This window comes from Paenibacillus sp. LT-B23, assembly GCF_059417685.1.
Genome location: NZ_JBSQBM010000009.1, coordinates 178,829 through 202,033 on the forward strand (window position 1 = coordinate 178,829; position 23,205 = coordinate 202,033).

The following is a 23,205-nucleotide window of genomic DNA, read 5'->3' on the forward strand; positions in this document are numbered from 1 at the left end:
ACCTATCGTGCCACTGCGCAGACGGATGGTGCTTCCCACCGCCACCGCCCCGCTTGTACAGCACCATTCCGCCTACTCCGTTTTGATGTACATTTTTCGGATTTGGCTTATATGTGATAATGAAGCATAACGATATCCCCGCGGCGTTCTATTTCCTGGAGTTCAAATGTACTTGGTGGTGTTCCTTCAGGAAATAACGGTATTCCTCGTCCGAGTACCTTGGGAATGATCGCAATGATAGCCTCCTCCAGCAGCCCCTCTCGCATGAAGTCCTGAACTAACTGTCCTCCACCCACCAGCCATACTGCACCTTCCGATTGTTCTTGTAGATGCGGAACAAGCTCAGACAGAGCTTTGTCCGTAAACGTAACATGCGGTGCCTGGTGATGCTTCGTTAATGACCGGGTGAGTACATAACATGGCTTGCTTGCATAAGGGAAATCATCTGAAAGCTTCAATACCTCCTCATACGTTAACCTGCCCATCAGCACCGTGCCTACGGTGTCGTAAAAGTCGGCATATCCATTGTCCCCGCCATCTCCTTTGACATCATATAGCCAGTCCACCGAGCCATCCGGCAGCGCTATATACCCGTCCAGACTCATGGCAATATACAGCACGATTTTGTTGCGAGGCTTTGTATTCTTCATCGTTCATCACTCCTTTCTATCTCCTATGTTACAATATATTTATGACATATTATGTCGTAGTTAAATTGCGTACCCGATTGAATTTTTAATAAAAGGAGTCCCTGATGAACGAACGCCGAATTGCTCTTATGAGGATACTGGATTCCCGAAAAAAATATACGGCACGTGAGCTTGCCGAGCGTTTTGACGTTTCCGTCAGGACGATACAAAGAGATCTCGACTATTTGCAACAGACCGGGTTACCCCTTTATACCGAAACTGGCCCTCATGGCGGGTACCGGGCGCTTCCCAATCGACTTCTTCCGCCTCTTCATCTTGCCCGCGACGAGGCCCTCGGTCTTTTTCTCATGCTGCAACTGCTGGAAGACATTCCGGATATTCCTTTTGGATCGGTTCGGGGGCATGTATCCGAGCATTATTATGCCGGGCTTCCACAGGATGTACAGGACAGCATTGATCAATTGAAGGACTATATCTCTTTTCGCATGATGCCTACTCACGCAGAGTCGCCCTACACCTCGCTCATTTTGGAGGCTGCGTTGAATAAGCGCCAGGTGAAGATGCATTACCGCTCCGCTTCCGGGGAAAAGTGGACTGAAGTATATCCGGTTGGGCTATATTTTGATCACGGATATTGGTACATGCCAGCGCATAGCAAAGACCGGATTATTCTGTACCGTTCAGATCGGGTAATCGCAATGACCATGCTGGAACAAACCTTACCCAGCCTTCCCACACTTCGAGAATGGATGGCTTCGGATGATTCTCGTACGGGAGTTCCGTCAAAAATAAGGTTTACCGCGTTTGGTGCCCGGCTGGCGGAATCAGATCCCCTCTTCCAGAATGTCTCCCATCTGGAATGGCAGGGATATATTCCGTTCGAAGAATTTAAATATGTATCCAGACTCCTGCTAAAGTATGGGCCAGAGGCCGAGGTCATATATCCGGAAGAGCTGCGTATGCGAGTCAAGCAACTGCTTCAAGATAGCCTGAATCCTTATCTGAAGGATGCTCAAGCTGATGATGAAGAAAAAAGACTTGATCCTATAGATTGAGTCTCTTTTGTATAGTTAATCACATGAATATTTAAGGTTATTAACTTATGAGTTTCCATTTATTTTTGCGATAAAGTTTTGAAAAGAGCCCGTTTTCGTATATGATGAAGAGTAATAATTCAAAAGGCTGGACGGGAGACAGATATGAATCAACCGCTTTATGGAATATGGCTCGGAGATGTGTTTTTTTGCTTTTCTGGTGAGACGTCAGAACCACGAATTGATGCGTGGAGCAGTGTGGTCCGCAGGCTGACGCTGAAGGGAGACCTTCGGCCGTTTCGGCAGGCTGCGTTGCGTCTTGCTGAGGTGCGGATACCAAACACCGCTCGTGTGGAAGTCGCAGGCAGAGGAGGCAAAAGACGCTCCATGCTGGGGCGCACGCTGGAGGGCCTGGCGCTGGAACCGCGCGAAACGCTGGCCCTGCTGACCCGTATGGACGAGAAGGGCTGTGCCGCGTCGGGCATTACGTTGGGAGAGGAGATGCAATATTGGCAAAAAGCCGCTTATTTTGCGCTGGAACTGATGCAGCGAGGCGAAATTGCGCCATCGCTTACAGAGGCGCGTCCATCGGGACCGCGCCGTCGTGGCCCGGAGGCGGCGGTTGGGGTGTGGATTCCCCGGCTGGGTCTGAAAGAGGACGTTCGCCGCTTTCATGAGCTGGCTTCGGCGATGCCTGCCGTCTGCATGGCGGCTCCCGCCGTCTTCGCGGGCAAGGAGCCGGAAAAACGGGAGGACGCAGCGGGGATCGTGCTCTATTCCTTCCTGTGTGCGGTCATCCATGCGGAAACGACTGCGGTACTGGCAGCCTCAGACCGTGAGCTGAGCAGATATCGCGCAGAGTATCGGCGCGGGAGATCGCCGCTGGCAGAACTGTGGTGGAACAGTCTGCTAACAGGTTCCCGTCCGGTTGCGATACAGGGAACACCCGCCGAGATGGAGGAGCTGGTCCTCCAGGCGGCCTCTCTTGAAGGAAGCGCAATGCCAGTCACGGAACGGAAGGATCAGGAGCCGATCGAAGGGCAGGTTCGTCTGTGTCTTCGTCTGGAGCCTTCACTGGAAGAGAATGTGAAGGAATGGCGTATTACCTTTTGGGCGGAAAGCGATGCCGAGCCGGGGTTGCGACTGCCTGCTTTGGCGCTGTGGGCGCATCCCGAGCGCGATCTGGTGCGTGGAACCATCGTGTATCGCCAAGTGCAGGCACAGCTGCTGCTGCTGCTTGGACAGGCGGCCGAAGCGGTGCCGATACTGCAAGAAGCGTTAAGTCGCCCTTATCCCGAGGGCCTCACGCTGGAGCCAGAGCTGTTTTTTCGCTTCCTGACGGAAGCCGTGCCTGCTCTGCAAAAGAACGGCACCACCGTGCAAATGCCTTCACGCTGGAGCCGGGAGGGCCGCCGCCGCGCAGGCCTGCGGCTCAAAATGCGTTCGGCGGAGCGCGGCGCACCGCCGGAAGGCGTGATTGCCGACACATCGACGGTCGGCATTAACCGTATGATTTCCTTTGATGCCGAGGCTGTGCTGGGCGATACGACCTTGACGGTGGAGGAATTGGAAAGCATCGTTGCGGCCAATTTGCCGTATGTACGTTTGGGAGGCGAATGGATTGAGGTCGATCCGAAGGAAATACGTCAGGTGCTGCGTTTTATCAAGCGCGGCGAAGACGGGGAAATGACCTTGTCCGAGTGGATGCATCTGGCCGCGGAAAATGAAGGTGCAGGCGAGGCCTCATGGAAGGGCCTGTCCATCTTCGGTGCGGAATCCGCCGGGTTGCTGGCCTCTCTGGTTGAGGGCGGCGTGCTTCGTTCTGTGGAGCCGCGCCCTGTACCGAAGACGCTGCATGGCGCATTACGTCCTTATCAGGAGCGCGGCTTCCAATGGCTGGCTGCCATGCGCGGGCTGGGCTTCGGTGTCTGCCTTGCAGACGACATGGGACTTGGTAAAACAATTCAGGTGATTACCTGCCTGCTCGATGGCGGCATCGGGGCCGCGGATCAGCGTCCAGCGCTGATCGTCTGTCCGACCTCGCTGCTTGGTAACTGGCAGCGGGAGTTGAAGCGTTTTTCGCCGGATTTGTCACTTTATATTCATCACGGCAACCAGCGACTTCACGGGGAGGTATTTCAAGAAAGCGTCCGCGAATATGATATCGTCCTCACGACCTACCATTTGGCGGGCCGGGACGGCAGTGATTTATCTGCGGTCTATTGGTCCTCCATCGTGCTGGATGAGGCGCAATATATTAAAAATGCACGGACAAAGCAGGCTCAGAGTGTGATGAAGCTGTCGGCACCGCATCGGATTGCCATGACGGGTACCCCGGTGGAGAATCGGCTGAGTGAGCTGTGGTCCATTTTTCAATTTTTGAATCCGGGTTATCTCGGCACTTCTTCTTCGTTCCGTCAGCGCTACAGTATGGCGGGAGAGGAAAGAGGGGCCGCGCTGCGCGAGCTGTATCGTCTCGTCTCGCCGTTCATGTTGCGTCGACTCAAAAGCGACCCGGATATACGCAAGGATTTGCCGGAGAAGCTGGAACTGAAATCGTATTGTGTGCTGACACCGGAGCAGGCTGGATTGTATCGCGGCGTGGTGGATCAACTCATGGGGACACTGGACGGGCAGATCGGTATCGCCCGCAAGGGGCTTGTCCTGTCTTCGTTGACCAAGCTGAAGCAAATTTGTGACCATCCGGGTCTGATCATTCCGGGCCGCGCTGACACAGGAAAAACCGAAAATTCGGGTAAAATGGAACGGCTGCTGGAGCTGGTGGAAACTATTCGGGAGAATGGAGAATCTGCTCTGATTTTCACCCAATATGTGTCTATGGGAGAGCTGCTGGTAGCACGGCTGGCCCGGATTTTCGGGGAAGAACCGTATTTCCTGCATGGGGGGCTGGCGAAAACCAGACGGGACGAAATCGTCCACAATTTCCAGCAGGGGGAAGGGCCGAATATATTCGTGCTTTCCTTGCGGGCAGGCGGTGTCGGCTTGAATCTGACGCGTGCCAGTCATGTTATTCACTATGACCGCTGGTGGAATCCTGCGGTGGAAAATCAGGCGACGGACCGAGTATTCCGCATTGGTCAAAGCCGCAACGTGCAGGTGCATAAACTGATTTGCCAAGGTACGCTGGAGGAACGGATTGACGAGCTGATCGAGAGCAAAAAGGCGCTTTCCGAGCAGGTTGTCGGCTCTGGTGAGCATTGGCTGACGGAAATGTCTGACGATGAATTGCGCGGTCTGATTGCGCTGCAAAATGATATATGGATTGAGTAAGCACAGAAAGGATGAAGACGATGACAAGGCCGCGTGTGATGCTGCAGGTAACTGACGGTCAATGGGAGGCGGATGTAGAGGGGGACGGAACGGAAAACGGTTCGGCGACTGCTCAGGCTGTCCGCTGGACTGGCTCCGTGCCTGTATTGAACCCGGAACAGCGAACGGCGTGGCTGGAGCAGCTAAAGGCGGAGCCTTGGGACATTTACCGTTTTATGCAGGGGGAAGCCTGCCCCTCGCTGGATGAAGTCGTTCAGGCAGCAGCCGATACGGCTACATCCAGCCTGGAGGACGGCGTTGGTGCCGCCGAAGAAGCCAGGAAGGCTCTCCAGGCCGGGTTGGAAAGCGATCCGCTACTCGGTCTGGAGCTGATCGGCATGACGCGCGAAGCGCTGCTGGAATTCGTATTCAGCGCTTGGGCAGGTGAACTGTCCCATGTGCAGGGGACATCTCCTGCGCTTGAGCCGACCTCGCGGTCAGAGGGCGCACGTAGCGGATCGGCGGCGATCAGCGAATGGATTGCTGAATCTGCCGCCGAAGGAGCACTGCACCGTCCAGGCGCGGGCTTTCATGCCATTGAGATTCGCCTGCCGCAGAAGCTTGCTCCAGTGAATGAAGCGGATATTACGGCATTGCTGCCGGGACTGCCCCGTGCAAAAGAGGCGCTGAAGCTCATACGTGAGCGTGTAGCTGAACGCGCCCGGGCCACAATTCCGCAAAAACGTCATACTCCGTAATAATTAGGGGCTATCCTTTCTTTTTCGCGCCTATTCAGCTTCATCGAACCGGATACAGCTTCGAAGAGTGTCGAAAATTCAGTTACAATAGGGGAACGAAAACTATAGCAAGCCATGCATCAAATGTAATATTGGAGGAGATACCCGCATGAAACAACATATGCAACAGAAACGAACCTCTCAGCACTGGACCAAGGCGCTTATCCCGGGACTGATTCTGCCGGGGCTGTTGTTGGCGGCGTGCCAACAGGGAGGTTCGGGCGGACAGGAAAGCCAGCCGCTGAAATCATCCCCGACGACGCAGGAGAGCGTGCAGCCTGCTACCCAGTCGAATGCGAGCAATAGTAGCACTGAATCGGGTACTGGACAAGCCCCGGCGGGTACAGGAAGCGAACAGGCAGATCCCGTGATGGCGCTGCGAAGCGAGAGTGCGCTGCAAGCCACGGTGGAGGAAGATGGCGGTACGGCCATCGTCACTAACGCGACGTCTGATACAGTCGTGGTGAACAAAAAGCGCAGCTTGCCTGTAGGCTATGCCCCGGATGATCTAGTGGAGCCGAAGGTGCCTTTTTCCTTCGAAGGTCCACATGAGAAGCGGCATATGCGTAAGGAAGCAGCAGAAGCGCTGGAGAAGTTGTTCGACGGTGCGAAGAAGGACGGCATTGAGCTGCGTGCTGTATCGGGATACCGTTCCTATAAGCGTCAGGTTTCTATTTTTAACAACAATGTGAAGACAAAGGGGCAGGAATACGCCTCTAAAGTCAGTGCTGTACCGGGTACAAGCGAGCACCAGACAGGATTGGCGATTGATGTGTCCAGTCCAAGCGTAGGCAATGTGCTGGAACAATCCTTCGGAGCTTCCAAGGAAGGCGAGTGGTTGGAGAAGCATGCGCCAGAATACGGATTTATTATTCGTTATATGAAGGGCAAGGAAGATGTGACCGGCTATGTATACGAGCCTTGGCATATTCGCTATGTAGGAACAGACCTCGCGGAGGATGTAGCCAAGCAGGGAATGACGCTGGAGGAATATTTTGACGAGAAGAATATCAAGCTGTAGTAGCTGAGAACAAAGCCGTAATCCTGGGGATTGCGGCAGCAGCGGCTATTCCTATGGCGGCTCGCGTAGCCGATCTCATTCCGGGGGCTAGGATGAATATGGGGACCTTTGTCGTTACCTGCTCTCTTTAGCAGCCAAGCAAGAGAATGGCTAAATCCTATGCTATAATGTAAAGGATTAACAATAAAGAGCGGTCAAAAGAGGTTTTATTCATTTATGACAAAATTGATGAACGTCATGCAGGCAAAGCATATAACACTTTTTAAATATATAACCATCATGCTGTTTATTTTTGCTGCATTAGTCGGCATGAGATGGGCGTGGTCTGTCGTTTTTCCCGTATCCGACCACCAGCCCCGTGCTGTTGGCGGCGTGCTTGACCTGCGCGGTATTGATCTGGAAAATTCCCCTGTGCTCTATTTGAATGGAGAATGGGAGTTTTATCCTGAAAATTTTGTTACGGGAGACGAGTTTCTGGAGAAGGAACCCGAAGCAAGCCATGTTACCGTACCAGGTGACTGGGGGAGCGCGCTTCAGCAGCATTCAAACAACTCGTACGGGTATGGAACGTATCGTCTTCGCATTTTGATTGATTCGCTTCAGACTCCTGTTTCATTCTGGTTTAAAAAAATTCAGGCGGCATCGGAAATTGAAATTAACGGAAAAAATTTTGCCATTATGGGCAAGCTAGCCGACGCTGCAAATGAATATACACCCAAAAGCATCTCTTTTACCTCTACTTATGACACAGAAGGAGTGACCGAGATTGAACTGGTCATTCGTGCGGCCAATTTCGACAACCCCTATAATGGCGGCATTGTAACTCCGATTCGCTTTGGCACTGCGGCCACTATTGATTTTGTGCGCTGGTACTCGATTGGATTTCAGCTGTTCATTTTTCTTATTCTGCTGCTTCATTGCCTGTATGCTTGCATTCTCTATCTATTCAGCTCAAAAGAAAGGACCTTGTTGATCGCAGCGCTGTTAACGATATCCGTTGGCATTACGATTCTAGTAAGTCACGATAATATACTCTTGTTATGGCTGCCGATTAACTATACATGGGCAATCAAAATTAGACTGATCTCTCTGCTGTGGCAAAATGTGTTTCTGCTTCTGCTATTCAAAAGTTTCAACGCGGCCCCGCTGCGAGAAAAATGGTTCCAAACCTACATTGCAGCGAATGTTGCTCTTACCGGCATTTTCCTGGTCTCACCAGCCAATATTGCTTATGCAATCGTCCATTTCAATGTATTTCATACGATTAATTTCATATCATTCGTCTGGTTTATATACATAGTAGGAACGATGATTTTGCAAAAAAATAAAGATAATGACGTCATTTTCTTGCTGTTCTCCGCAGTAAACATCTTATCCAACTTACTGTGGAGTATTGCTGAGAGCGCAAGAGATGTTACGACCGTCTACTATCCCATCGACATTATTTTTGCTATTACCGGCTTTTCGGCCTATTGGTTTAAAAAGTATTTTCGAAATTCGATAGAAAACATGGAATTGAACAAGCAGCTACAAAAAGCGGATAAAATTAAGGACCAGTTTTTGGCTAATACGTCCCATGAGCTCCGCACGCCGCTGCACGGTATTATGAACATCGCTTATAACGTTGTCACCAAAGAGAAGACCAGGCTTGCGAAAAGCAGCCTTGAGGATATGCAGCTGCTCATTACGATCAGCAGACGGATGTCACAGCTGCTTGGCGATCTTCTCGATGTCGTTCGGCTTCAGGAACGGCGCATTGTTTTGCAGCGGGAGCCCCTCAGCATTCAGTCCATCGCTCCTGGCGTTGTCGCAATGCTGCAATTTATGAAGGAAAGCAAGCCAATCGAACTGCATATGGAGATACCGGAATCGCTGCCTTTGGTACTGGCGGATGAGAAAAGGCTCGTTCAAATTTTGTATAACCTGCTGCATAATGCGCTTAAATATACCGAGGAGGGAAGCATCTCCGTCTCAGCCGAAATTCGGGACAGGCAGGCTGTTATTCATATTGCCGATACGGGGCCCGGCATGGATGAGGCGACCCAGTCGCGTATTTTTCTCCCTTATGAGCAAGGCTCTGATGGAATAAGCGGTGAGCAGGGCATCGGACTGGGCTTAAGCATTTGCAAGCAGCTTGTCGAGCTGCATAATGGCGACTTGACGGTTCGCTCCAAATTGGGAAAGGGCTCCGTTTTCAGCTTTAATCTGCCTTTAGCAGACGCAGCAGATTTTGAACCCAATCAGGTCCCTATTGCTCAGGCACAAACGAAGGGAATAATAGATGAGGTGCCTGCCGGCTTTCTTTTTCCGCACTCCATTGGGGAAATGGAAGCTGCCGCCGCACTGCCGCCGCTGTTAAAGGAGGACAAAGCCTATATAATTGCCGTTGATGATAATCCGGTCAACCTAAATGTTCTTGTCAGTATCCTTTCCACGGAGCCTTATAACATTACTACCGCTCGTTCCGGACGGGAGGCGATAGAATTGCTGGGGACCAGGCAGTGGGATCTGCTCATAGCCGATGTTATGATGCCGCAAATGTCCGGCTATGAATTAACACAGAAGGTTAGAGAGCAGTTTTCCATGTCAGAGCTTCCTGTGCTGCTCCTTACCGCACGCAGCCAGCAATCGGACATTTACACCGGATTTTCAGCAGGGGCAAGCGACTATGTGACGAAGCCCGTAGACGCTTTGGAGTTAAAATATCGGATCAGGGCATTGATAGCCCTAAAGCAATCCATTAAAGAGCGTCTACGTATGGAGGCTGCCTATTTGCAAGCGCAAATCCAGCCCCACTTCCTATTCAACACCCTTAATTCGTTAATGGCGTTAAGCGATATCGATACGGAAAGCATGCGCAAGCTGGGTGAGGCCTTCTCGTCCTTTTTACGAATTAGCTTTGATTATCTCAATACGGGGGAGTTAGTAGAGCTGGCCCATGAACTCGCGCTCGTTGAAGCCTATCTATACATCGAAAAAACGCGGTTCGGGGATCGGCTGTCGATTAAATGGGAGGTGGAGACGGGCATGCGGCTGCTGCTTCCTCCGCTCTCAATTCAGCCGTTGGTCGAAAACGCCGTCAAACACGGTCTTCTCAGCCGAAACGCAGGCGGTACGATTCAGCTGTCCATTACTCGCCGGGAGGGCTTCACCCTTATTGAAGTTAAAGATAACGGCAAGGGAATGGAGCAGGAAAAGGTCAATCAATTGCAAAATGCGGCTCAGAGTGAAAAAGCAGGCATTGGCATCCCTAATACGAATCGGCGATTGCAGCAGCTGTACGGTCAAGGCTTGTCGATCGTGAGCCGTGTTAATGAAGGAACAACCGTGTCGTTTGTTATTCCGGATAGATAGTAACAAGGCTCACGTCCTGGACAGGGATGATACCATGACGTGAGCCTAAATTCTAATTCGAATCCTGATCAAATATATTATTTATTTCCATATTAATCGTAGGATATTTTGTGTTCAGCTTGCTGATACGTTATAACGATAATAAGAAATTGTGCGCGGCAATGTGGCTCTGGCGCAACTGCTGCGCTCGATCATCGTCGGGGTAGCTTTTGTCGTAGGTACATTTTTAATGTAGCTCTGTATAGAGAATTGGTATAGAGAAGGTGTGAAAAGGATCTGCGAAACCGGACATCGGAATTGCAGGTCCTTTTTTTATTTTATGGACCACTATCGTTTCTGCGGGGACTATTCTGCAAAGCTACGGGTGATACTGCATAGCAAAAAGGAATTTGATGCAGTCATAAAAGCCAAATTGAAGAGAAGGGAATTCTGATCACATGAGTACCTCCATCTCCCCAACCAAACCAATTCGTATGGGTGTCATCGGCCTTGGCCTTATCGCTGAATATCACATTAGATCCCTGCAAACCATCTCGGGGGTTTCTATTGTGGCCGTTAGTGATGTGAACCCCAATCGCCTTCAACACATTGGAGAACAATTGCAACTTTCTGCTTCCAAGCAATATCCCCATTATGAAGCCTTAATCCGTGACCCTGAGGTGGATGCAATTCTATCGCTCACACCCAACGATGTGCATTTTGACATCCTTCGTATTGCACTGGAAGAACACAAAGCTGTACTGGCGGAAAAACCGTTGACACTCACGTGGGAGGAAGCGGATCAGTTGAAAAAGCTGTATACAGCGAACCCGGTGCCTTTTCTGGTTCATTACAAGCATCGTTACGGCCCTGCTTTCCAATATGCCAAGCAATTGCTGGATGAACACAAGCTGGGCAACATCTATAACATTCAATTTCGATATCTGATGGATGCATTCTCACCATATCGTCAACATCCGTATACATGGCGGCATAATTTAGCCAAGGCAGGCTCCGGGGTCGTGGGCGATACAGCCTCGCATATTATTGACCTGGCCCGTTTTCTGGTGGGCGAATTTAAAAGCGTCGCGGCGCTGCTACATACGATTACACCCGAGCGGCCTGATCCGGTCACAGGTCTGCCTGTAAAAGTGGATGTGGAAGACTTCGCTGCTTTCCATGGCATCGTAGGCGATAATACCGTCGGCACGTTCATCACCCACAAAAATGCCATTGGCAAACGTCACGATATCGAAGTTGATATCTATGGCGAGCTCGGTGCGCTGCACGCCAGTCTCAACAACCGGGAAAATGTCCGCATTGTGCTGCGAGATTTGGAGCACCCGGATGCCGAATACGAGTCTTGGACGGTCCCTGCAATCTATGATCATACGGCCTATGGAGACTTCGTGAAGCTGGCAAGGGGAGAGTCCGTGGATCATGCCCCATTGTTCGAGGACGGGTACAAAAACCAATGGGTCCTCGAACAAATACTGCAATCCTGGAAAGAGAATGGACGTTTAGTGGAAGTGTAGGGCAAGAATACCAAACTGTGGCCCATAAGATGGAGTCCTGAAAGGAGTGACCCTCTTGCGGATCACAGTTCCGCTCGGTTTGCATCCATTCAAATGAATCCTGCTTCGATCTTTTGAATAATGGTCAGCAGGAAGGCTTCAGCCAAGCTGTTTTTCAAAATAGCCTGTTTGGCTTCCTCCAGCGTAAACCAACGTGCTTGGTCTACCTCTGCACTGAGAGCATCCAGCTTGTCATCGTTCACAATGGATACAAAATTCAGCATCAGCGTATTGGTTCGTTCAAAATACTCGCTGCGCATATATGTATACTCATCCACTTGCAATCCCACTTCTTCCCTAACCTCGCGCACCAATGTCTGCTCGGCGGATTCCCCTTTGTTCACATAACCAGCCAGCAAAATAAAATCCTTGATATTGTACTGCTGTATGAGCAGCACTTTATTTCTCTGCCGATTGATTACAGCGGTGCTAATTGCAGTGCTGAATATCGGGAACCGAAAGACCTGGCATGTATTGCAATAGGGAATAGGGCCTTCGCCTTTACACTCCTTCACCATTAGTTTTGTTCCACATTCATAGCAATACTTCATCTAAGCGCCACCTTATATTCCATTTTTAATTTGTAAATGTTGCTTTTTATTCCATGTTCGTACGGAATACTTATCATCTTAATTCCACCATAACCGTTCTGTCTATGAGCGTTTTCGTTCTTCTGACATCCGTTATTTCTTTTCCTCCTGCACCTTTGCCCGCCTGGACCCGATCAGCCGCCAGCCTGTTAGCAGTGCTGCCACCAGACAGATGGACGCGGAAGTCATAAAGACCACATGCATCCCTGCCAGAAAAATTTCCGGATGACCCGGAACCAATCCGGTGACCCGATAACCGGCCTCTTTACTCATGGTATAAAAGAGGATCGACGTGGCTAAGGTAATCCCTACCACCATACCGACATTACGGACCAGTGAATTGACGCTTCCGGCTGAGCCGAGCTGCGTGCGGGGCACCTTGGACATGATCAGCGAGTTGTTCGGCGATTGGAATAAACCACTGCCGATACCCAGCATAGCGATCCACAGACCCACGAACGGAACGGGACTGCCTGCATGGAGACGAGCCAAGCCAATCTGGGCGACTACCATGACTACCAGTCCGGCAAAGGTGAGCAGTTCAGACCCGATTTTATCTGAAAGCGCACCGCTGAGAGGGGCAACGATAACCATGGAGATTGGAAACAGCATTAGCAGGAACCCGGCATAAAAAGGTGACAGGTTCAGCATATTCTGCGCATAGAAAGGCGAAATGATATTAAAGCAGAAGTTAGCGGCGAATACGAGAAAAGCGCACAGAATACTGAGCGAGAACAACGGATTCTTGAATAAAGCGAGCTGCAACAATGGCTGTGGACGGCGAATTTCCACCCAAAGGAATATCGCAAAAGCAATCACGGCAATTACCAGCAGAGCAACGATGCGGCTGTCTCCATATCCGACCTGCTGTCCCAGCAGCAATCCGGCGAACAAAGCGAGGATAAAAATCGCAAACACCAGACTGCCGGGAACGTCGATCTTGTCTTTCACCTTGATCAGATCCTTTGGAAGCAGCTTCCAGCCGAGAAAAACGGCCACCAGACCAATCGGTACATTGACCCAGAAGATATATTGCCAGCCCAGTGAAGAGACGATAATGCCGCCCAAGCTGGGTCCCGTGATACTGCCGAGGGAGACGAAGGTACCGATTAGGCCGAGCGCTTTGCCCCGTTCAGTCGAAGGGAAGATATCCGTAACGATCCCTTGGCTGTTGGCCATAGTCATGGATGCTCCGAGTGCCTGAATAATTCGGGAGATCAGCAGCATGGGCAATGAATGACTAAGACCGCACAGCAGTGAGCCAAGGATGAACACGATCGTGCCGATCTTGAATATTTTAATTTTGCCGACCATATCTCCAAGCTTGCCAAAAAATAAAATGGCTGTACATATAGCCATCAAATAGGCTGTTGTAACCCATTCAATCTGTGCTACGGGTAAATTTAACGTACGGGATAACACCGGGAGAGCGATATTAACGATGCTTCCATCCAGTGTGGACATAAACGTAAACAGATTCAATACAATCAAAATCATCCAACGTTTCTTCTGAATTTCGGTATTTTCCTGATACGTTGCAGCGGTTGTAGCAGTTGAACTCATGATAAGCACCTCTTTATCGTTGACGATAACTGTTTGGTTGCACGCGCAACTAAATGAATAGTTCTAGTGTATAGTAAATTAGTTGCGCATGCAACCATATTGTTGTAGAATTTGCTTGGGTTCTACCTGCGGATTTGCCATTTTAAGCTACTGGGGTGTAATTAATGAGAAAAAAACCGATTGGAAAGCTGATTTCCCACCTGTATCGTCGAAACCAAAAAATATTGTCCAGGAAAATGGCTCCTTATGGGATCGGCAGCGGCGGCCAGCACAGCTTTTTAAAGCTTATTTTACAGCGTCCGGGCATTACACAGGAACAGTTGACGAATGAACTCAAATTTGACAAAGCAACCACTGCGCGCTCTGTGAAGCAATTGGAGGAATCGGGTTACATTGAGCGAGAAACAGACCCGAATGACCGTCGTTCCTTTCTTTTGTCCCCAACGGTCAAGGCATTAGAATTTTCTCCTGTTTTGCAAGGAATTCTGGATGAGTTCAATGCCGATCTCGTCCAGAATTTATCTGATGAGGAAGAAGACCTGCTTATTGCCCTACTGCAAAAGATTAGTATAGACCCTGGTGAATAAAGGTATACAGTGAGATCATGGGCCGTTCCCCCCGTACGGCTTAAAAATACATCTCCAATAAGATCAAGCCTGTTTCGAACCTTGGAGGGTGTTTGACCAGACCACGCTAAAGCCATTGAATATATTGTTATCATTCATGTTATTTAAGGGTTTTCTAAAAAAATGGTCGGGGGGGATTACATTGGCAATCCGCTACAGTATCATCATTCCAACCTATAATCGAGCCCAGCAGTTGTTGCTCTCACTCGCTTCATTTGAAACACAAACGTATCCGAAGCATTTATTCGAAGTAATTGTAGCTGATGACGGTTCTACGGACGGGACAAAGGAAATGGTCGAAGGGTTCCAAGCATCCTATTCACTTCAGTATGTATTCCATCAGGAACAACGCAGTCGAGCTGCCATTAGAAATTTGGGGCTGCGCCATGCGAAAGGGCTATATATCATCTTCTGCGATGCTGACTTTTTAGTGTTACCTGAATTCATTAGAGTTGTGAGCCGTTATCACCGCAAATATCCCCAAGCCGTGCTTTCAGGCTTCCCTCACTCGTGGGATGATGCTTATACCCATTATTACCCTGACTTTTCCCCAGAGGAAAAAGAACAATGTCGTAATGCACTTACACAATCCAACTTATGGAGTCCGGACTTTGAAGCAGCGAATGAAATTATTCCGTTAATAACACCAGAAGATATCCTTCATCAAACGGATGCATTGTCAAAAGTTATTATCCCCACAAGAGTTCCCCCCAATGTCAAAAAGCAATTTGCCAAAACGGATGTAGCTCCCTGGACGCTACTAGTTACACGTTGTGTATCCATCAGACGCAGCCATTTGGCTCGTATTGGAGGTTTCAATGAACGGTTTGTACTTTATGGACTCGAAGACTGGGACCTTGGCTACAGGCTGCATCGATTGAAAATCCCTTTTTATTGTATCAAAGAGGTAGTCGGATATCACCAGGAACATCCAACCCACCTCAGAGGAAACGTTTTAAATACGGAAAATCTGAAAATCATGTTTGAAACCTACGGATTCAATGACTCCTCGTTAAATCTATTTGCCCTTGTACATCCATCCCTGGATTTGGAGACTTACAAAAATACGCTGCGGGTACTGCGCAGGGGAAGCCGATCCAAGCAAACACGTTCGTCAGCACTGTTGTTGAGGAGAACACTGCGAATGGCAGCCAAGCAGTTCGTTCAACCAAACCATACCCATGCGTATAAAAAATCATTACGATGGATAAAAAAGAATGCAGAGGGCCGCAAAAGTCGAGTCGCTCAGGTTTTACGAGACATGGTGTTAAAGTCTGAAAAGCTGGTGGAGTAGCATTACTGGATGTCAACACGCAAGAACATAATCATTAAAATGGCTGTTCCCAAAAGGAAACAAAGGGGGGAATAGAGCAGACTGTCCCATTTTGCAAAGACTGTTCCCTCCTTTTTTTCTGTACGGTATCGTCTAGATAAATGTTATATTACAGAGCCTTTCGGGTGATGTAAATAGATGTACATAAACGCCCACTTGAAATACCTGCGGATTTGCTCTATAATGCTGTAGCATATAGTGATATTCAAGGCATTGACCAAAGACATGATTTCCTTGAAGGGCCGTTCAGAGAGAAAAGACGAGGCTGAGAGCTTTTCCGGCAACCGCATGTGAAGTTACCCCTTTGTAGCCGTGACGTTGAACATGTAGCTGTGCAATGTGACAGTGACATCAGTAAGCGCCTACCGATTGATCCCCGTTAACGGATACCAATGGAGGGTCACGCATGTCGTGCATGAACATGTTTAATCAACATGAAATGTATGCACAGGAGCGGGCCGAACTAGGGTGGAACCACGAGCTGAACGCACTCGTCCCTTGAGGGAGAGAGGCGTTTTTTTGCGTTCAATTTTGATATATAGCATGCAACCTTACAATTTGAATGGAGGCTTTAATCGTGAGTATTCAAGTAAAATTGCCAGATGGAGCCGTACGCGAGTACGAGCAGGGCGTAACGATCGCCGACGTGGCGGGTTCGATCAGCTCCGGGCTGAAAAAGAACGCAGTCGCAGGTAAAGTGAATGGGAAGGCTGTGGATCTGAACACCGTTTTGGATCAGGACAGCGACCTGGAAATTATTACGCTGGACGGTGCGGACGGTCTGGAAATTTATCGTCACAGCACAGCGCATTTGCTGGCACAAGCCCTCAAACGCATTTATGGCGAGAAAAACGTGAAGCTTGGTATTGGCCCGGTCATTGACAGCGGCTTCTACTATGACATTGATATCGAAAACCCGTTGTCCGTTGACGATTTGGCGAAGATTGAGAAGGAAATGACGAAGATTGCACAGGAAAATCTGCCGATTACACGCCGTGTCGTTAGCCGTGAGGAAGCAACTCGTATTTTCGGAGAGCTGGAAGATCCGTTGAAGCTGGAACTGATTCGCGATTTGCCAGAGGATGCGGAAATCACGATCTACGATCAGGGCGAATTTTTTGACCTTTGTCGCGGGCCGCATTTGCCATCTACAGGCCGCATTAAAGCTTTTAAACTGCTGAGTGTAGCAGGTGCATACTGGAGAGGCGATTCCAACAACAAGATGCTGCAACGTATCTACGGAACTGCATTCCCGAAAAAAGCGCAGCTAGATGAGCATCTGCACTTGCTGGAAGAAGCGAAAAAACGCGATCACCGCAAGCTGGGTAAAGAGCTGGAACTGTTCATGTTCTCCGAGGAAGCACCGGGTATGCCGTTCTACCTGCCTAAAGGTATGGTTGTTCGTACTGCACTGGAAGATTACTCGCGCGAAATTCAACGCCTGCATGGCTATGAGGAAGTACGCACACCGCTGATGATGAACAACCGTCTGTGGGAACAATCGGGACACTATGAGCATTACAAGGAAAACATGTACTTCTCCGAAGTCGATGAAACTACATTTGCTCTGAAACCGATGAACTGCCCGGGACATATGCTTGTGTTTAAAAATGAGCTTCATTCTTACCGCGATCTGCCGATTCGCATATCGGAATTTGGGCAAGTGCATCGCCATGAGCTGTCCGGTGCGTTGAACGGTATGATGCGTGTTCGTACATTCTGTCAGGATGATGCGCATATTTTCGTCACTCCGGGTCAGATTGAGCAAGAGATTACGGACGTAATCAAGCTGATTAACGAAATGTATAGTGTGTTTGGCTTTGATTTTACAGTGGAGCTGTCCACACGTCCGGATGACTTTATGGGCGAGCCAGCGTTGTGGGATCAAGCGGAACAAGCTCTGCAAAACGTGCTGGATCACCTAGGCATCAACTACCGTATTAATGCGGGAGATGGAGCGTTTTACGGTCCGAAAATTGACTTCCACATTCTCGATGCACTCAAACGTAGCTGGCAGTGCGGAACGATCCAATTGGACTTCCAAATGCCTGAGAAATTCGACCTCACTTATGTGGGCGAGGATAACCAGAAGCACCGTCCAGTCGTTATTCACCGTGCCATCTACGGTTCAATTGACCGCTTCATGGGCATCCTGACAGAGCATTTTACAGGTGCATTCCCATTGTGGCTGGCTCCTGTTCATGCAAAGCTGTTGCCGGTATCCGAGAACTATATCGAGACTGCCAATGAGATACAGGAAGCATTGCTGAAAGCGGGCCTGCGCGTCGAAGTGGATACTCGTAATGAGAAGCTTGGTTATAAAATCCGCGAGGCGCAATTGGAGAAGGTTCCATATATGTTCGTTATCGGGGAAAATGAAAAAACATCCGGTACTGTAGCGGTTCGTAAACGGGGCGAAGGCGATCTGGGATCGCTCAGCATTGCGGACATCGTTGAGAAAATCAGCACTGAAATTCGCGAGAAGCAGTAATATTTGATTGAAAAATGAGCGAAAGAGCCATCAGAACCATGATGAACGTGGTTTTGATGGCTCTTTTTTTGTACATTACAGAATGCGTAGGTTTTAGCGAAGCTGAGCCAAGGCGGTTGTCCCCCTGACCGACGAATTGCTCAGGTTGTCAGATAGTAGTGAAGCCCTAGCAGGTCTGCGGCCGGGATACGGCGTGATCTGTAGGCAGAGCGTGCTTCCTCGGAGCTGAAGCCGCAGGCGGTTGCGCAGACGATTCTTCCTGATCCTCGCTGAGCGACAAGATTTCGCCGCGCAGCTTTAGCATTTTCTGATCCAGCTCATAGGTTGCACGCGCAGCCTCGGACAGCCCATTGACGACATGCTCAGGCACTTTCTTATCAAACTTATAGTACAAAATATGCTCCATACTGGCCCAGAAATCCATAGCCAGTGTGCGAAGCTGAATTTCAACCTTGATCCAGCGTGTACCTTCAAACAGAATCAGGGGAACTTCTACAATGACATGAAGGCTCTGATAGCCGTTGGGCTTGGGCTGGTCAATATAGTCCTTGACCTCCAGAATACGGATGTCTTCCCGTGTACGCAGATGATCCATCAGGCGGTAGATATCTTTAACAAAAGCACACACGACCCGCATTCCCGCGATATCATGAATTTCACGCAATATATTGTCCAGAGTGACTTCATACCCTTTGCGCCGAACCTTTTCCACGATGCTGTGAGGCTCTTTGATTCGGGTCTTGATATGCTCAATCGGGCTAAAGCCGTCCAACAGCTTCCATTCCGTCTGAATCAGCTTGATTTTGTTCTTTAATTCCTCCAGAGCCAGCTGATAAAGGACAGGGATTTTTCTCCATTCCTCCAGTTGCTTGGCGTTAACTCCGTTCTGCTCCAGCTGTAGCTGAAATTCCTGTAAGGGCAAAGGGACAGCATTCAAGTGCTTCCAATCCGGTTCATTCACAGGGCATTCTCCTAAATGAGGCTTACGATGTCCTCGATCTATTTCGTAAATATGCATTCCTGTATATATTGTACACTATGTCAAAACCTAGAGGCAAAGGAGAGAGGGGCAAAGAAAGGAGAAATAGGACAAGAATTTTTGTGGTAAAACCGAGTAATCCGATGTATAATTACAAAAATGCTGATTTGGAGCATTTAATTTAAAAAAATAGCACTAATGTAGAGTATCCGTCATTAGATTAAAAATATAAATTACAGAAAATGAGGTTGAGTGAAATGGCAAAAGTAGAAAGTTTTCAATTAGATCACACGATTGTAAAAGCCCCTTATGTAAGAGCAGCCGGAGTAGAGCATGACGAAAAAGGAAGCACAGTTCAAAAGTATGACTTGAGATTTTTACAGCCCAATGAAGATGCAATTCCAACAGCCGCTGTACATACGCTGGAACACTTGTTGGCGACGTATCTGAGAGATGAAATTAAAGGGATTATCGATATTTCTCCGATGGGATGCAGAACCGGGTTCTATTTAATTCTTTGGAACGAACATGAGCCTGAAGAAATTGCAGTCGCTTTGGAAAAAACCTTGAAAAAAATTCTGGAAACCACAGAGGTTCCGGCTGTTACGCCTCTGGAATGCGGGAATTACAAGGACCACTCTCTTTTCTCGGCGCAGGAATATGTGAAAATTGTATTGGAAGCTGGCATTAGCCGAGATCCTTTCGAAAGAGTATTTTAAAATTTATGATTTCGATTGACTTATCTCATCAGACAGCGGTAGTGACAGGCGGCAAGTCAGGTATAGGCAAGGGAATTGTGGAGCTTTTCATGAAAAGCGGGGCTAAAGTGATTTCTGCTGATATTTCCTATGAAGAGCCGTATCGAGTGGTCCATCCGCAGTTGGTTGAAACTCATTTGGACATTTCCAAGACGGACGATATTGAGAGATGGTGCAATGTACTATTCAGTGAAACGGGAGTCCCTGACATATTGGTAAACTGTGCGGGCACTTCCACGATGGACTATGTTATTGATAGTGAGTTAGCAGACTGGGAGAAGGTATTTTCTATTAATTCAACCGGATTATATGTGGCGTCCAAACGTTTTGCCAAAGAAATGGTGAACGCTCATAAGCCGGGACGAATTATTCAAATCGCTTCGCAGGCTGGAAAAAATGGATATCGGGCGATGGGAGGGTATTGCGCCTCCAAGCACGCGGTTCTCGGATTAACCAAGGTTATGGCGATTGAGCTTGCGCCCCAAAATATTTTGGTCAATGCGGTGTGTCCTGGCATTGTAGAAACGCCGATGAAGCATCGGGAACGGATTGAGGGGGGCGTCATTCGTGGAATGACCGCTCAAGAAATATATGAGGAAGATTGTTCTCAGGTACCTCTGGGAAGAACGGCTGAGGTGGAGGATGTCGCCAATGTGGTGCTGTTTTTGGCAAGTCCGCTCTCCGCATATATGACAGGACAAGCGATTAATGTTACAGGCGGAATGACGATGCACTAGCAAGATCTGGGGGGAATTAGAGATGAAGAAATCATTCGTTTTACTATTAGGAATCAGTTTATTATTAGTAGCCGCAGGATGTGGCAATAAAAGCTCTGACAGTAGTGGTGCCAGCTCCACTTCCGGTTCGGAAACACAGAAAATAGTCATCGGTTCCATGGGCTCGGACGCACAGATATGGAAGCATATTGCCCAATCTCAAGCAGCTAAGGATGCCAAGCTGGACATTCAAGTGAAGGAAATTAACGGCGGGATCGAAACGAACAATGCCACCAAGGAAGGCGAAGTAGATGTGAATGCATTCCAGTCGTGGGCGTATCTCGTTACCTACAACAAGGAAAGTAAGGCGGATTTGAAGGCTATTGCCACAACCTATCTGGAGCCGATGGGCATCTACTCACAAAAATTCAAAAGCATTGATGAAGTGACGGACGGGGCTTTGGTGGCTTTGGCAGATAATCCGGCCAATACGGCAAGAGGCTTGAAGCTGTTGGAGGCGTCCGGCTTAATTAAGCTGAAAGCAGATTTTGATGATGCTTTAGGCACGGTCAATGATATCACCAGCAACCCTAAAAACCTGAAATTCGAGCTGATCGACGATAAAACAGGTCCTCGTGTGATTCAGGATGTAGGCTTGGTGCTGATCGGGAACACGATTGCTTTGGAAGGTGGCCTGAATGTACTTAAGGACTCTTTGTTCCACGAAGAGATTAGTCAGGCGACTAAAAATAATATCAATGTCCTGGTTACCTCATCCGATAAGCAAAATGACAAAGGACTTCAAAAGTTGGCAGACCTGTATCATAGCGAGGATACTCAGAAATACATTAAAGATGAATTTGGCGGTACCAAGGTTGAGGTTAAAGAGCCTGTTTCTTATTTGGAAGGAAAGTAATACTCGGAAGTAGTTTGTCGCTAAGATCATAATAAGAGCAATTGAGCGATGTATAGAGGAATGACAGGCTGCTCCCGATTTCCTCTATTTGCCCAATTTATTGATTATAAACCCAAAAACACAATGTACCCAATATGCAAATAAGCGACAAAGGATAGAGCAGCCACTTGCTAACTCTATCTTTAAAAATGATTACCAAACAAACAGTACATATCCACGCGATTATCAATTGCCAGAAACCCAATGAATCAACACCTCCCCATGATAGCATACTTCGACAAAGTGAAATTTATATCCTTCTACTTGTTTTTTCATATGGAGTAAGAACTGCAAGAGTTCCAAAGATTCTGCAAGGATTATATAAAAAAGGCCAGCACATTGGCCGACCTGATCACCTAAGCCCGAAAGCTGTGGTGCTGTTCCTTATTCGATTTTCCATGATACAAATTTACCACAGCAAAAGTCCAGTGGCGGGCCATAAAGCGGTCATTTTCCAGTCAAAAATATTACTAGTCCCATTGACCAATTGTGAAATTGCTTCTCCAACTCCAAAAATCGCCTAATCCAGTCCCAGTAATACTCACTGAACCTAAAGATATAGCGAATGGTACCTCCGTGTATGAATGAGCATAACTATTGGCAAAGCTTCCTGTACCGCCACCATGCGCTTCTGGTATTCTTACTTCAGTATATAAAGTTCCGTATTGCTCTTTGATGGGTATTAAGCGGACTGACCCAACAGTTCCCAAAGTTTGTGATTGGTCAATATTACTAAATTCACCATCATGCCAGTTTCCATTTGCTGAACGATAAAAGAAATCAGCTTTTGACCCAATGGCAGAAGTATGGGATTGGAAAGCATGCGCTACCCTATCAGATAAGGTAATCCAAGGGATGTTGCTCCAGTTAAAATGTGTTCTGTATGAATACTTGTACTCTCTACCATTAGCTGTTTTCCCCATATAATGAATTGAAGAAGTGCCTGAAAAAGTACCGTCGTTAACAGATCCCATTGCAGATGTGCTAAACTTATCACCTTTTATTTTTTTTAAATCAGCTTCTTTGATCTTGTTAATTTCAGCTTCATTTTCTGGTGTAATTATATGTTCCTTACCACTAAGATCAAAATATTTGTGAACCATTTCACTTTGGGTTACTTTAACTTTCACTCCACCCTCAGTAATGAGATAAACTTTCTCTGCCTCAGAGAGTTCTTCACTTTCTTTTTCGGTATAACCCATTTCGCTTAAGATCTCGTCTTGTTGTTTCTCCGTCAAAGATTTTGCATTCTCAATCGGCTCAATACGGCCATCAGAAAATTTTTTAACCGTTAGATTGTTGTCAATTTTCAGTGGAGTATAGTCCATTACCTCCATTTCTGCCGCACTAGCCACGCTAACTGAGCCTTGAGAAAATGCAAGGAGTCCAACTACCACAAGCGAGAGTAACCCTGTCTTCTTTTTCATCTTTTACCTCCAAAGTGGAATAATATTGTAATTCTATTTCCAATAATATCATAGATATAGTATAATGATCAATTATTGGAGGTGTATT

General features: G+C 48.2%; 17 protein-coding genes. 12 read left to right on the plus strand and 5 right to left on the minus strand.

What is annotated here, in order from left to right; all coding sequences use genetic code 11:
* Positions 1–107: 107 nt before the first annotated feature.
* On the minus strand, positions 108–650 hold the full coding sequence (locus tag ACWXW9_RS13445; RefSeq protein WP_494929798.1) for a dihydrofolate reductase family protein: 543 nt from the start codon (positions 648–650) through the stop codon (positions 108–110).
* Between the two features lie 104 nt (positions 651–754).
* On the opposite strand from ACWXW9_RS13445, the gene ACWXW9_RS13450 reads away from it, so the two are divergent.
* From ACWXW9_RS13450 to ACWXW9_RS13475, 6 genes are all read left to right on the plus strand, one after another.
* Positions 755–1,705, plus strand: coding sequence for a helix-turn-helix transcriptional regulator (locus tag ACWXW9_RS13450; protein ID WP_494929799.1), 951 nt, complete (start codon positions 755–757; stop codon positions 1,703–1,705).
* Between the two features lie 144 nt (positions 1,706–1,849).
* Complete coding sequence (locus ACWXW9_RS13455) at positions 1,850–4,975, plus strand: DEAD/DEAH box helicase (protein WP_494929800.1); 3,126 nt, start codon at positions 1,850–1,852, stop codon at positions 4,973–4,975.
* A 20-nt stretch (positions 4,976–4,995) separates the two neighbouring features.
* Positions 4,996–5,712: a phosphoribosylglycinamide synthetase gene (locus tag ACWXW9_RS13460; protein WP_494929801.1), complete on the plus strand. Its 717-nt coding sequence runs from the start codon at positions 4,996–4,998 to the stop codon at positions 5,710–5,712.
* Positions 5,713–5,860: 148 nt separating this feature from the next.
* Positions 5,861–6,772: a M15 family metallopeptidase gene (locus ACWXW9_RS13465; RefSeq protein WP_494929802.1), complete on the plus strand. Its 912-nt coding sequence runs from the start codon at positions 5,861–5,863 to the stop codon at positions 6,770–6,772.
* A 216-nt stretch (positions 6,773–6,988) separates the two neighbouring features.
* Complete coding sequence (locus tag ACWXW9_RS13470; protein WP_494929803.1) at positions 6,989–10,126, plus strand: hybrid sensor histidine kinase/response regulator; 3,138 nt, start codon at positions 6,989–6,991, stop codon at positions 10,124–10,126.
* A 437-nt stretch (positions 10,127–10,563) separates the two neighbouring features.
* A complete protein-coding gene (locus ACWXW9_RS13475; protein ID WP_494929804.1) occupies positions 10,564–11,640 on the plus strand; it encodes a Gfo/Idh/MocA family protein in 1,077 nt (358 codons plus the stop codon).
* Between the two features lie 89 nt (positions 11,641–11,729).
* On the opposite strand, the gene ACWXW9_RS13480 is transcribed toward ACWXW9_RS13475, so the two are convergent.
* Complete coding sequence (locus ACWXW9_RS13480) at positions 11,730–12,230, minus strand: NAD(+) diphosphatase (RefSeq protein ID WP_494929805.1); 501 nt, start codon at positions 12,228–12,230, stop codon at positions 11,730–11,732.
* Positions 12,231–12,362: 132 nt separating this feature from the next.
* The gene (locus ACWXW9_RS13485; RefSeq protein WP_494929806.1) at positions 12,363–13,832 is read right to left on the minus strand and encodes an MFS transporter; all 1,470 of its coding nucleotides are present in this window, start codon (positions 13,830–13,832) and stop codon (positions 12,363–12,365) included.
* A gap of 164 nt (positions 13,833–13,996) precedes the next feature.
* Between ACWXW9_RS13485 and ACWXW9_RS13490 the strand changes: the two genes are divergently transcribed.
* From ACWXW9_RS13490 to thrS, 3 genes are all read left to right on the plus strand, one after another.
* Entirely contained in the window at positions 13,997–14,419 is a 423-nt protein-coding gene (locus ACWXW9_RS13490; RefSeq protein ID WP_494929807.1) for a MarR family winged helix-turn-helix transcriptional regulator, read from the plus strand.
* A gap of 181 nt (positions 14,420–14,600) precedes the next feature.
* A complete protein-coding gene (locus ACWXW9_RS13495; protein WP_494929808.1) occupies positions 14,601–15,752 on the plus strand; it encodes a glycosyltransferase in 1,152 nt (383 codons plus the stop codon).
* 616 nt (positions 15,753–16,368) lie between these two features.
* Positions 16,369–18,282 (plus strand): threonine--tRNA ligase, encoded by a 1,914-nt coding sequence (gene thrS / locus ACWXW9_RS13500; protein WP_494929809.1) that lies wholly within the window; start codon positions 16,369–16,371, stop codon positions 18,280–18,282.
* Between the two features lie 166 nt (positions 18,283–18,448).
* On the opposite strand, the gene ACWXW9_RS13505 is transcribed toward thrS, so the two are convergent.
* Entirely contained in the window at positions 18,449–19,243 is a 795-nt protein-coding gene (locus tag ACWXW9_RS13505) for a GTP pyrophosphokinase family protein (protein ID WP_192512493.1), read from the minus strand.
* Positions 19,244–19,518: 275 nt separating this feature from the next.
* On the opposite strand from ACWXW9_RS13505, the gene ACWXW9_RS13510 reads away from it, so the two are divergent.
* From ACWXW9_RS13510 to ACWXW9_RS13520, 3 genes are read left to right on the plus strand one after another with little or no spacing between them, the layout of a single operon-like run.
* Positions 19,519–19,980 carry an S-ribosylhomocysteine lyase gene (locus ACWXW9_RS13510; protein ID WP_494929810.1) on the plus strand — a complete coding sequence of 154 codons (462 nt, stop codon included), beginning with the start codon at positions 19,519–19,521 and terminating at the stop codon, positions 19,978–19,980.
* 5 nt (positions 19,981–19,985) lie between these two features.
* A complete protein-coding gene (locus tag ACWXW9_RS13515; RefSeq protein WP_494929811.1) occupies positions 19,986–20,756 on the plus strand; it encodes an SDR family NAD(P)-dependent oxidoreductase in 771 nt (256 codons plus the stop codon).
* Between the two features lie 22 nt (positions 20,757–20,778).
* Entirely contained in the window at positions 20,779–21,651 is an 873-nt protein-coding gene (locus ACWXW9_RS13520) for a MetQ/NlpA family ABC transporter substrate-binding protein (protein WP_494929812.1), read from the plus strand.
* Positions 21,652–22,160: 509 nt separating this feature from the next.
* Here ACWXW9_RS13520 and ACWXW9_RS13525 read toward each other — a convergent pair.
* Positions 22,161–23,117 carry a hypothetical protein gene (locus ACWXW9_RS13525; protein WP_494929813.1) on the minus strand — a complete coding sequence of 319 codons (957 nt, stop codon included), beginning with the start codon at positions 23,115–23,117 and terminating at the stop codon, positions 22,161–22,163.
* Positions 23,118–23,205: the final 88 nt, after the last annotated feature.